The sequence below is a fragment of the Thalassoglobus sp. genome, from assembly GCF_048270125.1.
Taxonomy (GTDB): Bacteria; Planctomycetota; Planctomycetia; order Planctomycetales; family Planctomycetaceae; genus Thalassoglobus.
Genome location: NZ_JBLWTN010000006.1, coordinates 99379 through 113649 on the forward strand (window position 1 = coordinate 99379; position 14271 = coordinate 113649).

At 50.0% G+C, this 14271-nt stretch carries 9 protein-coding genes; 6 read left to right on the forward strand and 3 right to left on the reverse strand.

Features of this window, described 5'->3' with window-relative positions:
• Nucleotides 1–60 precede the first annotated feature (60 nt).
• A complete protein-coding gene (gene ruvA, locus ACN0YR_RS09495; protein WP_417848972.1) occupies nucleotides 61–696 on the forward strand; it encodes a Holliday junction branch migration protein RuvA in 636 nt (211 codons plus the stop codon).
• Nucleotides 697–718: 22 nt separating this feature from the next.
• On the opposite strand, the gene ACN0YR_RS09500 is transcribed toward ruvA, so the two are convergent.
• Entirely contained in the window at nucleotides 719–844 is a 126-nt protein-coding gene (locus ACN0YR_RS09500) for a hypothetical protein (RefSeq protein WP_417848973.1), read from the reverse strand.
• 89 nt (nucleotides 845–933) lie between these two features.
• Complete coding sequence (locus ACN0YR_RS09505) at nucleotides 934–6708, reverse strand: PVC-type heme-binding CxxCH protein (RefSeq protein WP_417848974.1); 5775 nt, start codon at nucleotides 6706–6708, stop codon at nucleotides 934–936.
• 771 nt (nucleotides 6709–7479) lie between these two features.
• Here ACN0YR_RS09505 and ACN0YR_RS09510 point away from each other — a divergent pair.
• From ACN0YR_RS09510 to ACN0YR_RS09520, 3 genes are all read left to right on the forward strand, one after another.
• Nucleotides 7480–7791 (forward strand): hypothetical protein, encoded by a 312-nt coding sequence (locus ACN0YR_RS09510; protein WP_417848975.1) that lies wholly within the window; start codon nucleotides 7480–7482, stop codon nucleotides 7789–7791.
• A gap of 195 nt (nucleotides 7792–7986) precedes the next feature.
• A complete protein-coding gene (gene hisH / locus ACN0YR_RS09515) occupies nucleotides 7987–8631 on the forward strand; it encodes an imidazole glycerol phosphate synthase subunit HisH (protein ID WP_417848976.1) in 645 nt (214 codons plus the stop codon).
• Between the two features lie 26 nt (nucleotides 8632–8657).
• Nucleotides 8658–8915 (forward strand): hypothetical protein, encoded by a 258-nt coding sequence (locus ACN0YR_RS09520; protein WP_417848977.1) that lies wholly within the window; start codon nucleotides 8658–8660, stop codon nucleotides 8913–8915.
• A gap of 144 nt (nucleotides 8916–9059) precedes the next feature.
• Here ACN0YR_RS09520 and ACN0YR_RS09525 read toward each other — a convergent pair whose 3' ends face one another.
• Nucleotides 9060–10877, reverse strand: coding sequence for a sulfatase-like hydrolase/transferase (locus ACN0YR_RS09525; RefSeq protein ID WP_417848978.1), 1818 nt, complete (start codon nucleotides 10875–10877; stop codon nucleotides 9060–9062).
• Between the two features lie 1079 nt (nucleotides 10878–11956).
• Between ACN0YR_RS09525 and ACN0YR_RS09530 the strand changes: the two genes are divergently transcribed.
• Nucleotides 11957–12310, forward strand: coding sequence for a hypothetical protein (locus ACN0YR_RS09530; RefSeq protein WP_417848979.1), 354 nt, complete (start codon nucleotides 11957–11959; stop codon nucleotides 12308–12310).
• A gap of 131 nt (nucleotides 12311–12441) precedes the next feature.
• Nucleotides 12442–14244 (forward strand): alpha-amylase family glycosyl hydrolase, encoded by a 1803-nt coding sequence (locus ACN0YR_RS09535; RefSeq protein ID WP_417848980.1) that lies wholly within the window; start codon nucleotides 12442–12444, stop codon nucleotides 14242–14244.
• Nucleotides 14245–14271: the final 27 nt, after the last annotated feature.

The window sequence follows — 14271 nt, forward strand, 5'->3', positions numbered from 1 at the left end:
CTCGTACTTACTGTGCGGGGTGAATCGCTTTTCTATTTATTCAAGGAAGATAACGCCTCCATGATTCGGAAAATCTCAGGGAAATTATGTGACCTACGCGATCAGGGAGCCACGATCGAAGTCGGAGCTTTCGAATACGAAGTTCTGATACCAGAATTTGTCCGCAGACAATTACAAAGCAAGATGGATGAAGTTGTCTCGCTGATGACAATTCATTACATCGACGGCAACCCGCAAAAAGGTCGACTCACTCCCAGACTGGTCGGTTTTCTCCATCAGGCAGAACGGGAATTCTTCGAACTGATCTGTCAGGTTGATGGCGTCGGTGTAAAGAAGGCACTTCAGGCAATGGTCCGACCGGTTCAGGAAGTCGCCATCGCAATCGAAGAACAGGATTCCAAACAGCTGAGCACACTTCCCGGCATAGGACCTGCAGTCGCTGAGAGAATCATCGCGAAACTGCGCCGCAAGATGGCCAAATTCGCACTCCTTGTCGATCAGGAAGGTCCAGGAGAAACCAGGGGCGACCGAGATTTGCTCAACGAAACTTTCGAAGCTCTTCTGGCACTTGGACATTCACAAAGTGATGCCCGAGAAAAAATCGAAAAGGCTTCATCTTCCAAGAAAAGCAAATTCAAATCAGTCGAAGATGTCCTGCAGTTCATCTACACACAGCAGCGACCTGAAGACGCCTGAGCATGCAACCTGTCGAAGTTCCTCACAAATCGTGGGGAACCTCGACAACTTCAAAATCGCCAGCAGGTTGAATGACATCCCCTCCCATCACAGCGTCTCTCTCTGAAGCAGCTTTGTGTTTCAGGTCCTGATGGAAGCTGCTTTTCATACGGGAAATCGCAAACATCCACGAGACAGCAACGCGCACATTTTTCAAAGAGAGAACTACTCCTGCTCTTTGCAGGTCATCCCGAGCCTTTACTCGCGTTGCTGGATGAACACGAATGTTCCTTTTTTGTTGGAAGTTGCGATGTCGAGCAGGCCATCGCCGTTGATGTCGGCAACGTCGAACTGAGTTCCGATTCCGGAATTATCGTCGATCTGGTGTCTCGTCCAAACCGGTTTGCCATTCTCTCGCTTGAGTTCATACCAGAAGACAACAGCGGGTTCGTTTCCGCCCGGGTCTTTCCCACCATGAGTCCAGTGCCGTTTCCCCGTCACGAAATCAGGCAAACCATCCCCATTGATATCCGCCAGCATCAATGCATGTGTCTGCGAAAAATCTTTCGAGATGAGATGAGTTTCCCACTCAACACCTTTCTGCTGCCCCTCATTCGTACTCCCTTGTCCCTTTTGCTCATGCCACCAAATTCCGTAACGGTGAGCGGACGAAGTCAAAACATCATTGTCTCCGTCCCCATCGAAGTCGTAGACATACATTTGAGCACACGCTTCCCCGAATGGAGCGGGATGCCATTCCCAAGGCTGATCCTCTGAGTCATCTTCAGGAGCTTCCCACCAGCCGGTCGTGGTTAAGATGTCATTGAGTCCGTCACCGTTGATATCACCAGCTCCGACTCCGTGTGAGAAGCGATCGGTTCCGGGAGCACCGGGACCAGAGATGGCGTTGATCTTCCACTCGGCTGTCGGCAAGTCCTTCGGAGTCGCAAAGCCCATAATCTTTTGATCGAAACCACACAGCAACTCACGCACTCCGTCTCCATTGATATCTAAGAGCTGCGGACTCTCATTGTTGGTCACTGGCGTCAACTGATGTCGCTTCCAGGCTGTCTCCTCTTTGGTTTGCCCCGGATTTTCAAACCACCACGTCGGCTTTCCCGGAAAATCGACAACAACAAGGTCCAGCCAGCCGTCGCCGTTCACATCCATCGCAAAGTTGCAGAACGTGTTACTGTAGCCCTTGGGGTCAAATTCCTGCTTAGGGACAGTAATCGAATACGGTTGCGGATGCACAAACTGGCCACTTCCAGTTTTCAAAGAGAGTTTTTGCTCTTCAGAATCGGCGCTGCCACCGACTTGGCTGCTACGATTTTTGAATGGAGATTGTAGCGGGAACCAAACCGACCCGGCTGCGACATCCATGTGTCCATCTTTATTGAAATCTGCAATCGCGCAGCCTTCGCTGCGGAAAACGTCATCGAGTTGAATTTTCTTCCAACTGATTTTTTGACCTTCCTCCACTGGTACCGAACTCGGCCAACCACTCGCAGGTGAACCAGCGGCGGGAAATGGTGGGAGTGGATCAAGGAGTTTGATCTCTAAATTACGGAAGCGAACTTCCATCGGGTCGCCGGAATGCAGTTGGACCGCAATTTGTCCGGAGAGTTGCCCCGCATCGTCAACAAGGTCCACAACCTGTTTGCCGTTGAAGAAAATTTGCACTCGGTGTCCAACCGCCCGAATCCGGTAGGAGTTCCAGTCACCTTCCTTCACGAGCTTCGAGTTGTCGTTCTTAACAAGTAACCCTCTGGCAGATTCTTCGTAGAGCTTGCCCCACCAACCCTGACCGATATCTGCCTGGTACCCGCGCATCTCTCCATCGGGAAGCGGGACAGAGCGGAATTGAATCCCACTGTTTCCGTTGTTGGGTTCAAGTTTCACTTCGCAGGAAAACTCAAAGTTCTCCAGGAGCATTTCGCTGACGAGAAAGGCGTTGTGCTTGAGTCCTTTGGAGCGACCAACGATCTCGCCGTTCTCGACAGTCCAAAGTTTTTGGTCTTCTTCCCGAGTTGCTCGCCAGCCATCCAGATTTTTGGCATTGTAAAATCGATTCAAATTTTCATCGCGAGCTGCCATCGGCACCTGGCGTGTCCCGGAGAGATAGGCGATCAGCGACCGAGCCTCATGATCGCTGAACGGTTTCAGCAGGTCGTCCGGCATCATTGATTGCTCACTCTGTTTGCGAGCTTCAATTTCGTTGACCGGAACCTGCACGAGTTCGTTGGTCGTTTGAATGGTGACCAGCGAACTGGTTTCTTCCTTGATGATCCCTGTGATGACGCGGCCCGAGTCCGTAACGATGACCGCAGGCTGATACTCTTTTGCCATGACTGCAGATGGATCGAGAATGTTCGTCAGCAGATAGTTGTGATCCTTGCGGTTCGCTCCGGTGATATCCGGCCCCACTTTGCTGCCGACTCCGTAGAGAGTGTGGCACTGCTGACAGGTCTTCGCAAAGATGGCCCGCCCCAAGTGAATATCGGGTTTGGCGTGTGAGTCAGAATTGATCAAGCCAAGATATTTCTCAATCAGCTTCTTGCGGTCGACATCGCTCTCACGGACAACTCCCCAAACTTTGTTGAGCAACTCAGTAACTTTAGGGTCATCGAGATTTCTAAGTTGGCGGATCAAATCGGCTGAAAGGTCTTTCCGAGGGACCGCTCCCGATTCGGCTGCGGTGAGCAGCTCGATTGCATAGTTCGCCCGGCTGGCGAGCGCGTTGCGGGCATCGGTCTGTTCGCCTGCGTTAAGTGTCTTGTAATTCGCAACGATTGATTTTGCGATGGCAGAATCGTTGATCGTAGCTGCGGCGCGGAGTGCCTCGGCTCTCAGAGTTGTTCCGGTGAGAAGCTGAGAAATAATTTCTGCCAGATTTTCAGACTCGTTCTCAACGAGGAAACTAAAGATGACTTTGCGTTCTTCATACGCTCCCGCTTCATCAACGACGATCTCTTCCAGCTTTTGCTGAGCCTCTTGATTCCCGAATTTCGCACCGAGTCCGAGCGTGTAAAGATAGACATCAAAATTCGCAGCTGTCGTCTTCGGTTCCGAAAGTTTCTCGAAGATTTCCGCCCACTTCGCGGGAGCTTTGACCGTCTTTTGCCCTGCGAGGGAGCTGCGAATCCCTTTCAGGAACGTCAGGCGAACGTCGTCGGTTTTGGCTTCTGCAAGTCCATCTACAAGCAGTTTGATCGCCTCTTCCGGTTTCCCGCTGCCGAGTCGACGGACCATGTACTCACGCAGAATCGGAATATTTTCGCCGGCAGTCATCGCAAGTGCCAATGCTCGCTGTGGGTCGACATCTGCCAACGGCTCCATCGCGTACCAGTACATGAGCGGCAGGTTGTGGTCGGTTGCGTCTTGGGGGTATGACGTCAAAGCCTCGAGAATTTGCCATCGACGATCGACATCGGTTCTCTGCAACAAAGACGCAATTTGCAATCGAATCGGTTGTGATGACTGCTGATCAACAGCCAATGCATAGAGCGACTGGATTCCGCGCGGACTCGTGAAGTGTTCAGAGAAGAGCAGTCGCAGTATCGAGCCAACTCCTTTTTCGCCTATCGACTCGTAGGTTTGGCGAGCCTCAGACCGAGGGTTTTCAGAGAAATCCTCATCGAATTCATCTCCAAGAAGTGAATTTGAAATCCGGAAGGTACGAAACGCGCTCTCGGAATCGGGGACCAAGCTGTCTATTGAGATGTTCTTAAAGTCCAGAGTCTCATTCGATGCACGTTCCTGGAGAATTCGATTTGCATGTCGAACGTACCATTCGTTTTCGCTGTCGAGTGCCAGACTGACAAGATCTTCTGTACTCACCTCTTGCAAATTCACCTTCACCGGTTGCGAGTTCCCATAGCTCACGCGGAAGACTCTGCCGTTGCTGCGGTCGTGGGCTCCTTCTTCGCGGCGGTGGCACTGGTTCTGGTCGTACCAGTCGATGCAGTACATTTGCCCATCGGGTCCGTAGGTCATGTAGATCATTTGCGACCATTTGTCGCGGGTCAGCAGGAAGTCGGGATTGCGAACGCCCACGTATCCAGAGCCTTCAGGAATCAGCTCATCGACGTTGATCCGGTTGCCGTGGATGTTGTTCATGAAGAGTTTGCCGTGGTACTCCTCCGGCCACCCCTGCTGCTTTGTATTTTTCGGAATGCTCCAGCCCGGTTTGTCGGCGTACTTCCGCAAGATTTCCCATTCAGGAGCTTCTTTGCCTTCGCGACCACCGAGGTAAATCATCGCCCCAGCGTGAGCATGTCCGCCGCCGAGGTCATCGGATCGGGCGCGATCGTTGTTGTTCCATTGGTTGCCAACAAAGTGCCGATGCTTAGCGATGGTTTTGATATCGTCATAGGTATGAGGGTTGAAATGTTGTCCCCCTTGCCGCTGATATCTTGCACCGGGGATAATGTGAAACAGGTGCGGAATCACACAGGCCGTGATAAATGCGTCTCCAGACTCATTGAAGTCGAGCCCCCAGGGATTACTGGTTCCTTCAGCGTAAACTTCGAAGATGTGCCTCGTCGGGTGATATCGCCAGACACCGGCATTGAGACCGATTCGCTGGTCGTCCGGTGTCCCCGGTTTGCCGACTTTGGAATGTGTAAAGACCCCATGACACCCATACAACCACCCATCCGGCCCCCAAATGAAAGCGTTGAGCGTTTCGTGAGTATCTTGATAACCGAATCCGTCAAGAAGTACTGTTGCACCCGGTGGAATATCGCCGGGGAAGTCGATTCCTAAAGTTCGCTTAAGAGACTTTTGAGATTCTCCAATGGTCACATCAATTTGCAATTGATGAACATTTGGCACTGAAAACAGTTCTGGAATCAACTCTAAAATGACATCCCGTTTATAGAACTCACCTGTGATCTTGATGACACCGTTTTCTACATGAATAATCACATCCTTGGTCTTGAGTTTATACTGTGAAATTCGCTTTGCGATGGCATCTGCTGTCTTTTGGTTGTCTGCGCGATATTGTTCCCGTTCATTTCCATCGGGAACATCATCCCCATCACGATCCGGGATGAACATCAAATACGGTGCGGCCCCCACAAAAACACCGCCGAAGCCGAGTTCGATCCCGCTGACGAGGTTCAAGCCTTCGATGAAGACTTTTCGCGAATCGAAGACTCCGTCGAGCGTTGTGTCTTCAAGAATGATGATCCGGTCGCGACCTTTGCCTTCTTTAGCCCGGATCGGATATTCATACGCTTCCGCAACCCAGAGTCGTCCGCGATCATCAATCGCCATTGCAATGGGCTGCATGACGTCCGGCTCCTCCGCAGCAAGTTGGACCTTGAAGCCATCGGGAACAATCATCTTCTCAGCGGCTTCTTGCCCGGAAAGATTTTCAAATGGGTAGAGTTCTCCCAGCTGAATTTGTGGAACCGGCGTGATGACCGGCAGTTTGAAGCGGGGTCGCTTCTCGTGCAGCCTGAAGTCATCAAAGTTGACGTGCCCCCAGCCACCGGAGTGCTGATCGACGATGCGGATGAAAATTTCCTTGCCAGCATAAGCAGCCAGATTCACCACAACTGGCGACATTTCTTCTGCATTTTTCCCGGAGACCTTAAAGAAGACCTGTTTGTTGTCGTTGAGAACAAGTTCAACACGTGTTGATTCGTGGTTCCCACCGCCGAGTAGAAAGCTGCACCAGTTTGCAGTCACTTTGAAGGGAGAAGATGTGAGAACACCTTTGGGCGTGTCGCGATGGAACTCGTAGCCGCCGAGCCAATACTCACCAGTGTGTTGGCTTTTTCGATTGGCACCATAGGGGCGTTTGGGATCGATGTTCCCTTTGTGCGGCTGATCTTTCCAGGCATCGCCGGTCGCGGTCCAATCTGTCAGGTCACCAGTTTCAAAGTTCAGATTCAGCTCGCGACCGTCAGCTGATTTTGGAAGCATACCCACTGAGTTGATCGGTTCGTTGATCGATTGGGCGAAGAGAGCTGAATTGTTGGCAAGGTATGCCAGCAGGCAAAACATCAGACCAGAGCGAAACATCAACATTTTCCCGATACAGGATATGAATTAACCACGGTTGATATTGAATCATGGAATGTCTGTATGGAATCATCAAGCCTCTCAGCCCATTAGCGGATCGAGCGCGGCAACAGATTAAGCGACGATGATGCGTTCAGCCTCCCAGGCATTCCGAAATCTGGGAATGCTCTGAAAGAAGAGATGTTTTTCGTAATAGCTGAGAGAATCGCTGGATTTACTCAGAGTTGCGAACGAAGTAATAAGCTCACTGATCGCCATAATTGTGTTGTAAGTGTTTTCGAAAGAGAGCTCTTACAAAGCGAAAAAACGATCACCCAATTGGACTCGTTGTTCATCGAAGAAGACTCACTTCGTTGTTAGAGATCGAGATTTTGAAGAAATCATAAAATCTGTCTGCAAACAAAAAAAAATTGTTGACATTCCGACCTAATACGAGAGAATCGATCTCGATGTACAAGTTCACTTTGATCCCCCTGCTAAGTTCCGACGCCGTCAATTTGCTAATCGAATGATTCGAAGTTCCAGACGTGCATCCCGCTCAAGAGTGGGTCGCTGAAGGTCGGGGCAGTTCAGACGCGGTAGTGTCAAACATGGGTAGTGGTTTATGGATATTGGGTAAAAGGTGTGCTTAAAGCGTGGTGTCTGTTTGTAATGTCATGAAAACAGACTAACTGTATAGAAATTCTGCGGAAAAGTTGCGGACTGAGACGCTGGCGTTCTCTCCCAACTTAGGCAGGCTCAAAATTCAGAAAAGAGAGGGGAGAACAGTATATGGAGTTTTCCTTTGAAGTGGATCCGGATAGCGATATTGCCATCGGAACAGAACTGGTCGCGGAAGAAGTATTAACCTTTGAAGATGGTGTCGAATTCGACCTCACAGGCTACGACCCACTGACACCAACCGGAGCCAAACCTGGCTCAGATGATAAAGTCAAAATGCTGGCAGCTCGATACTCAGCTGGCGTTCCACTCTGGCACGATAGTGATTGCTACGATCACGGTCCTGTGAACACCGGAATTCTTGGTCTCGGTGAGAGTGACGATATTGATGATCTAGACGAACTGGAAATCGAAGTAGAGTAATTTCCTCTCGGAATAATTTTTCCAGAAAAGCCGGTCCCCCTCTATCTTTTGGGTGTCCGGCTTTTATCTATTTAACCTGATTGCATTACTGACACGGAATTATTGAAGGCGCAACAGAATCACGACTCGCAACGTCTTTAACATCAACGCCCGCTGTTGCATCAGGCTGCTCTTCAACTTTGGTTTGGGAATCACATGATCGGCATCATTGACTACGGAATGGGAAATCTTCGAAGTGTTCAAAAAGCTCTCGAGCGGCTGGATGTACAATCCGAAATTCTCAGTTCTCCAAACGAACTCAAAGATGTTGATGGTGTCATCCTTCCAGGTGTCGGTGCGTTTCGCGATGCCATTGGAGAACTTCAGCGACACGACTTCGTCAAAGCGATCCGAGAAACAGTTGCATCTGAAAAACCTTTATTAGGGATCTGCCTCGGACAGCAACTTCTCTTCGAAACCAGCTACGAAGATGGGACCTACGAGGGCCTGGGGATTCTTGAGGGAGACGTGGTCCGATTTCAGCCCGAACCAACAATTAAAATTCCACACATGGGTTGGAACTCGCTCGAAATCCAGCAGCAAACGCCACTCTTTTCGGGGCTTGCCAGCGGAGACTACGTTTATTTCGTGCATGGATATTTCGTTCAACCGAAAGACTCAAGCGTGATTGCCGCAACGACAACGCATGGAAGCCAAGAGTTCGTCTCTGCAATTGCTTCCGGCAATGTGTATGCAACTCAGTTTCATCCTGAGAAAAGTCAGCGAATCGGATTGCAACTCTTAAAAAACTTTGCCAACCTTGTCGCCAGTCGTAATTTTGCAGGGACTACAGAATCGTAAAATTCGATTCGTTACGGAGCACCACGATGTTTTTTCAGCGAGTCATGATCGCAATTTCAGCGGTCGCATTCTTTTTTGAATCCTCAGCGTTTGCACATCCTGGACATGGAGCAGATGAAAGTGGTGAATCATTGACTCACTACCTCGTCGAACCTTTCCACAACTGGGCAATCATTCTCATGATCGCTTTGATTGCCGGGACTGCGATTTCGTTGCGTCTGCGAAATTCGAAGAGCCAAAGAGCTTCGGTACTGCGAACAAAAAAAGATTCTAACCGAACTTAAAACACATTCGCGATCTTATTGAATTTTTCGAACGAGTGCTCGCAGCCTGCCTCGTGACGAACAGTAATTTCGCTGGTGAAGCGAGTTCTTCACCAGCACAGACGAGAGCGAACAGCAGCGGCGTTTGCCCTGATGGAGCGAGCTTCAATGACCGACTCGCTTCAAGATCACTGATTTGAGCTCGATGCCCGCTGTTCCAGTGAGTGACTTCAGACGGACCACAAGGTCTGCCTCTCCTTTCTGTAGCTTGAACACTCCGACATTGAGGTTCGCCCAGCTCTCTTTATCCTGATAGTTATTCGAATAAAGATAGTCCGGCTTCGAGCGCAACGGTGGGTCGTGAGCGACCGGAACATTGACAAGCTGACTCGCCTTGCCAATCGAGACTTCGAGCTGACACCCAACGTTTTCCCGGGCACAGGCATAGCGAATCGAAACCTGGTAGTCTCCCGCCTCGAGAACATCGACAGGCCATGTTGGGTAGGCCTCTTCGCTCGACCACTCCGTGATCCAGGAATTGGCGAAGCCACTGGCAGTGTCTCCGGTGTACTTAATGAGATCGCCGTATCCAGGAATCAAATCTGCTTCGTTGGCTGGGATTTCAAATAACTCTCGTGACATGTGACCGATTGGAATTTGACGCTCCTTCAGAGATTCCGTATCCATCGATGCGAACCAGTCTTCGAATGCCTGAGACATTTCCTGCAATCGATCTGGAAACTTTGCAGCGACGTTCTTTGTCTGTCCCGAATCTGTCTGCATCTCGTACAAACTCCACTTTCCATTCATCAGCACAGCACGCCATTGATCATTTCGGACCGCACCGCGCAGATGTTTCACGTCGCGATCAGCGCGATAGCCATCGGTAAAGAGAGTTCGCTGTGGCCAGGTTTCTGCTTCAGGGAGTTTTTTCAGAAGCGGGACTAGAGAGACCCCATCAAGTTTGCTTTTGTGATCCGGTTTCAGTTTAACGTGACACAACTCCGCGAGAGTTGGCAGGACATCAAGGTGAAACGCAATTGGCTTGACCACTGTTCCCGGCTCGATGACTCCGGGATAACGAATGAAAAACGGAACCCGCGTTCCACCTTCATCGACCGACCCTTTGTACCCTTTCATCCCGGCATTGAATCGTGGAGAGTTGGCACCGTTGTCGGTCAGAAAGATGACGATGGTTTTGTTTTCAGCTCCACTTTGCTTGAGGTGTTTAAGAATTCTCCCCAGATTGTCATCGAAGTTTTCCACCATCGCATAAGCACATTGTGCTTTAGTATCGAGCCCCATTCCGTTGTACTTTTCCCAATACTTTTGCGGAACGCGCCAAGGTGAATGGGGAGTATTGTAGGCGACATAGCAAAACCACGGCTGGTCTTTTCTGGTCTGCATGAACTCGATGGCTTTGTCAGTAAAGATGTCCGCGATGTAACCATCCTCATGGATTGGCAGCCCGTTCTCTTCAAGTGGAGGATTGAAGTACGTATTCCAGTGCCCACCACAAAAGCCCAAGAATGTTTCAAACCCTTGACCATTGGGGTGCATCGGCATGTGTCGTCCGTTGTGCCATTTTCCAAAACACGCTGTCGCATACCCCGCTTCTTTCAGCACCTCAGCGATTGTGATTTCTTCACTACGAATGTTTTCGTATCCACGAGTCACTCCACTGACACCGGTTCGCAAGTGGTATCTTCCCGTCAGAAGGCTTGCTCGCGTCGGAGCGCAAACGGGGCTCACGAAGAATCGATCGAACCTGGCCCCGGAATCCGCCAGCGCATCTTGAACAGGTGTGTTGATGAACGGGTTCCCATGCGAGCTGAGATCACCAAACCCCTGGTCATCGGTCATTATCAACAGAACGTTCGGTCGCTGAATTTCTTCTGCTGCTGCAAAAACGGCTAAGCAAATCAGTTGTGGAATTGTTGCAACGATGCAAGCGAGCGCGGTGCTGTGAAAAGATGAAATCACGTTGACTCTTTCAAGTTGTGAAATGATATGGAGTCCCTTGATCACGGAAACGAGACCGATTCCATTCACCAGCCGCGAGCGGGGGGCCTGTTCGGAGACCTGTTCAAGGGAAGTCTCATTCTGCTCGTAAAGCTTACTTCAGTCAATTCATGGGCCAGTTTAGGTGCTGCGAGAAATCACCCCTCAGATTACGTGAGATATCCCAGGAATTCGCCAGCGCCAATGAAGAAAACGTTTCACCCCAAAAAGCTAGACCATTTCCAATGTCGGCCGTGCCCGTGAAGATCACTTTCATAATTTCATAGGCTGCTTGCCACGAGGCAGAACGTAAGAACCAATATCGAGTTTGCTCTTGTAAACTCTGACGCCCCTTGGGGCTAACGCATGAAGAGGATTCCGGTAGAAAGATAGAGTCGGTGTCATCGCAGCCAGCGGTCGTTATCCAGCCATCATGAGCGGCGGCGAACCAGGACAGACACTGTTTCTCGTACTCAATGATTCTTCAGAAGAAATAATTCCAACACTCTACCCTGCCTGCCTGGCCCACATCCGCGTCGCCGTTGTTGTACTTTCTGAATGTTTCAGGTGTGGTCATTTTCTGACTTATTGAGGATCGGTTCAGCAACCATTGTTTGGAATTCTCCATCGATCTGCACACTCAGAAGGTAGATCAGAGACTCAATTCAAGCTGTACGGGATCGCCCTGAAAGTAGAGTAGAAGCAGGTGATTCATAGAGTCGTTGCTGAGTTTTCTATAGTCATCGAGAGAGAGAAATCTTCGATTCGGCACATCATCTGCTTTGTCTTTTGGAACGTCGAGCAAATCCTGGATTTGCCTCCACTTTCTAGAGCAGTTTGCTCTACCGTTTGCCCGTGAAGAACGCATTTCTCCAGTAAAAATGCTGTTTGCCACGAGGCAGAACCTGCAAACCATTTCGAAAGATGCTCTAGTTCACGGGGAGCAGTTTAAGAAATCAGAAAAGTGATCATCACAGAAATTTGACACTTTGAAGATGAACTCAAAATTCACTGCTCCTGGTGGAAACGTTGAAATCTCTTCCTTTAATTGGATCGATGCAATGACAAGTAAAACAGAATATTACACCGACGAAGACCTCAGCACTTGGGAACGTGTGAAGAAAGCGTTCGCAAACGATTGGGAGCAAACAAAAGCAGATTTCGGCTCGGACACTGCTCGCGATATGGATCAGGATGTCGACGACACTCTGAAACAAGCTGCTGGTTCGGATGATGCATTTGAAAACCGTGAGCAAGCTTTCAGGTTTGGTTACGCTGCCCAACGACGTTATCACTCGAAATATGCAACCTGGAACGATGACCTGGATGCACAATTGCGAGCTGACTACGACGGGAATTACGACGATGACCGTCCATATATTCGCCATGCATATCAGTACAAGTACAGCAAATAATCACCTTCTGAGTCTGCCGGACCAGTTCGTAAGCCTCAAATTTCATACAGCGTAAACTCCTTGAGATGCTTATGAAATTTGGGGCTTCACGAGTTCACTCGACTCCCTGAAATTTGAATCGAAGAAAGATCATGACAGAAACCATCGCTGCGAAATCGGTCCACGGACTTGGCGCGATCGCGACCGATCACGGTGTCGCATTTCGCGTCTGGGCACCCAATGCTGATCAAGTCTCTGTCATCGGCGGATTCAACGACTGGAGAGTGGGCGCGAACGCGTTGCACCCTGAAGAAAACGGTTATTGGTTTTGTGAAGTTGAAGCAGCCAAGACCGGCGACGAATATAAATTTCATATCAAAAATGGTGAGCAAGAATTTTCCCGCATTGATCCTTATGCTCGTGAAGTGACAACCTCGGTCGGAAATGCGATCGTCCATGATCCCCAATTCGATTGGGGAGATGATGATTTTGAAATGCCTACCTTCAATGAAATCGTCATCTACGAGATGCACATCGGAACATTCAATCGTAAAGACGAATCACAGCCAGGAAACTTCCAACAAGCGACTGAACGCTTACAGCACCTGAAACACCTCGGCGTGAATGTCATTGAAGTCATGCCCATTGCGGAATTCGCAGGAGACTGGTCCTGGGGATACAACCCTGCGCATATCTTCGCAATCGAACAGGCATATGGTGGCCCGCGAGCGTTCAAGGAATTTGTTAAAGCTGCCCATGCGACCGGCTTGGCAGTCGTGATGGATGTCGTCTACAACCATCTTGGGCCGAGTGATCTCGATCTCTGGCAATTTGATGGCTGGAACGAGAATGGTGGCGGTGGAATCTATTTTTACAACGACTGGAGAGCGAAAACTCCATGGGGTGATACGCGGCCCGACTATGGTCGCGGAGAGGTTCGGCAGTATCTCTACGACAATGCAATGATGTGGCTCGATGAATATCGTGTCGATGGCTTGCGATACGATATGACTGCCTACATTCGAAAAGTCGATGTGATGGGCGACGCCGATCTCGCGGAAGGTTGGGGACTTATGCAGTGGATCAATAGAGATGTCGCAGAAAAATTTCCCCGCAAGCTACTCATCGCAGAGGACCTGCAAGGAAACGAATACCTGACGCGCGACGCAAACGACAGCGGCGCGGGCTTCTCTTCACAATGGGATCGCCATTTCGTACATCCGGTGCGAAACGTTGTCCAACAAGTTGAAGATGCTGACCGGAATCTCTGGGAAATCAGCAATGCTTTGACACATCGTTACAACCAGGATGCCTTTCAACGTGTCGTCTACAGCGAATCACATGATGAGGTTGCCAACGGGAAAGCACGAACTCCTGAGGAGATCTCTCCCGAAGATCCCGAAAGTCTTTTTGCACAAAAACGCTCGATCATCGCAGCTGCACTTACATTGACAGCCCCCGGGATTCCCATGCTCATGCAGGGTCAGGAATTTCTCACCGGCGGATGGTTCGACGACGGCGACCCACTCGACTGGGAAGACGCAGAGACATTCAGTGGTATCACTCGACTCTATCACGACCTGATTTCACTACGACTCAATCGCGATGGAATCTCTCGGGGACTCATTGGTCAACATATCAATGTTCATCATGTGAACGATGGTGACAAAGTCCTCGCGTTTCATCGCTGGGAAGAACAAGATCCTCCAAGTGATGTCGTCATTCTGGTGAATTTTTCTAATCGGACGTGGGAAGATTATCAGATCGGATTTCCTCGACCTGGGACATGGAGACTCAGATTGAACTCTGACTGGAGCGGGTACAGCGAAGACTTTTCCGATCATCCTGTTCAAGATATCACTGCGGCACCAAACGAACGCGACGGTTACCCAGCCTCTGCGACCTTGTCATTCGGTGCTTACGCAGTATTGATTTTCTCACAGAATCCAAAGTGAAAGGATCGTCCATCTGTCGGTAAAGAC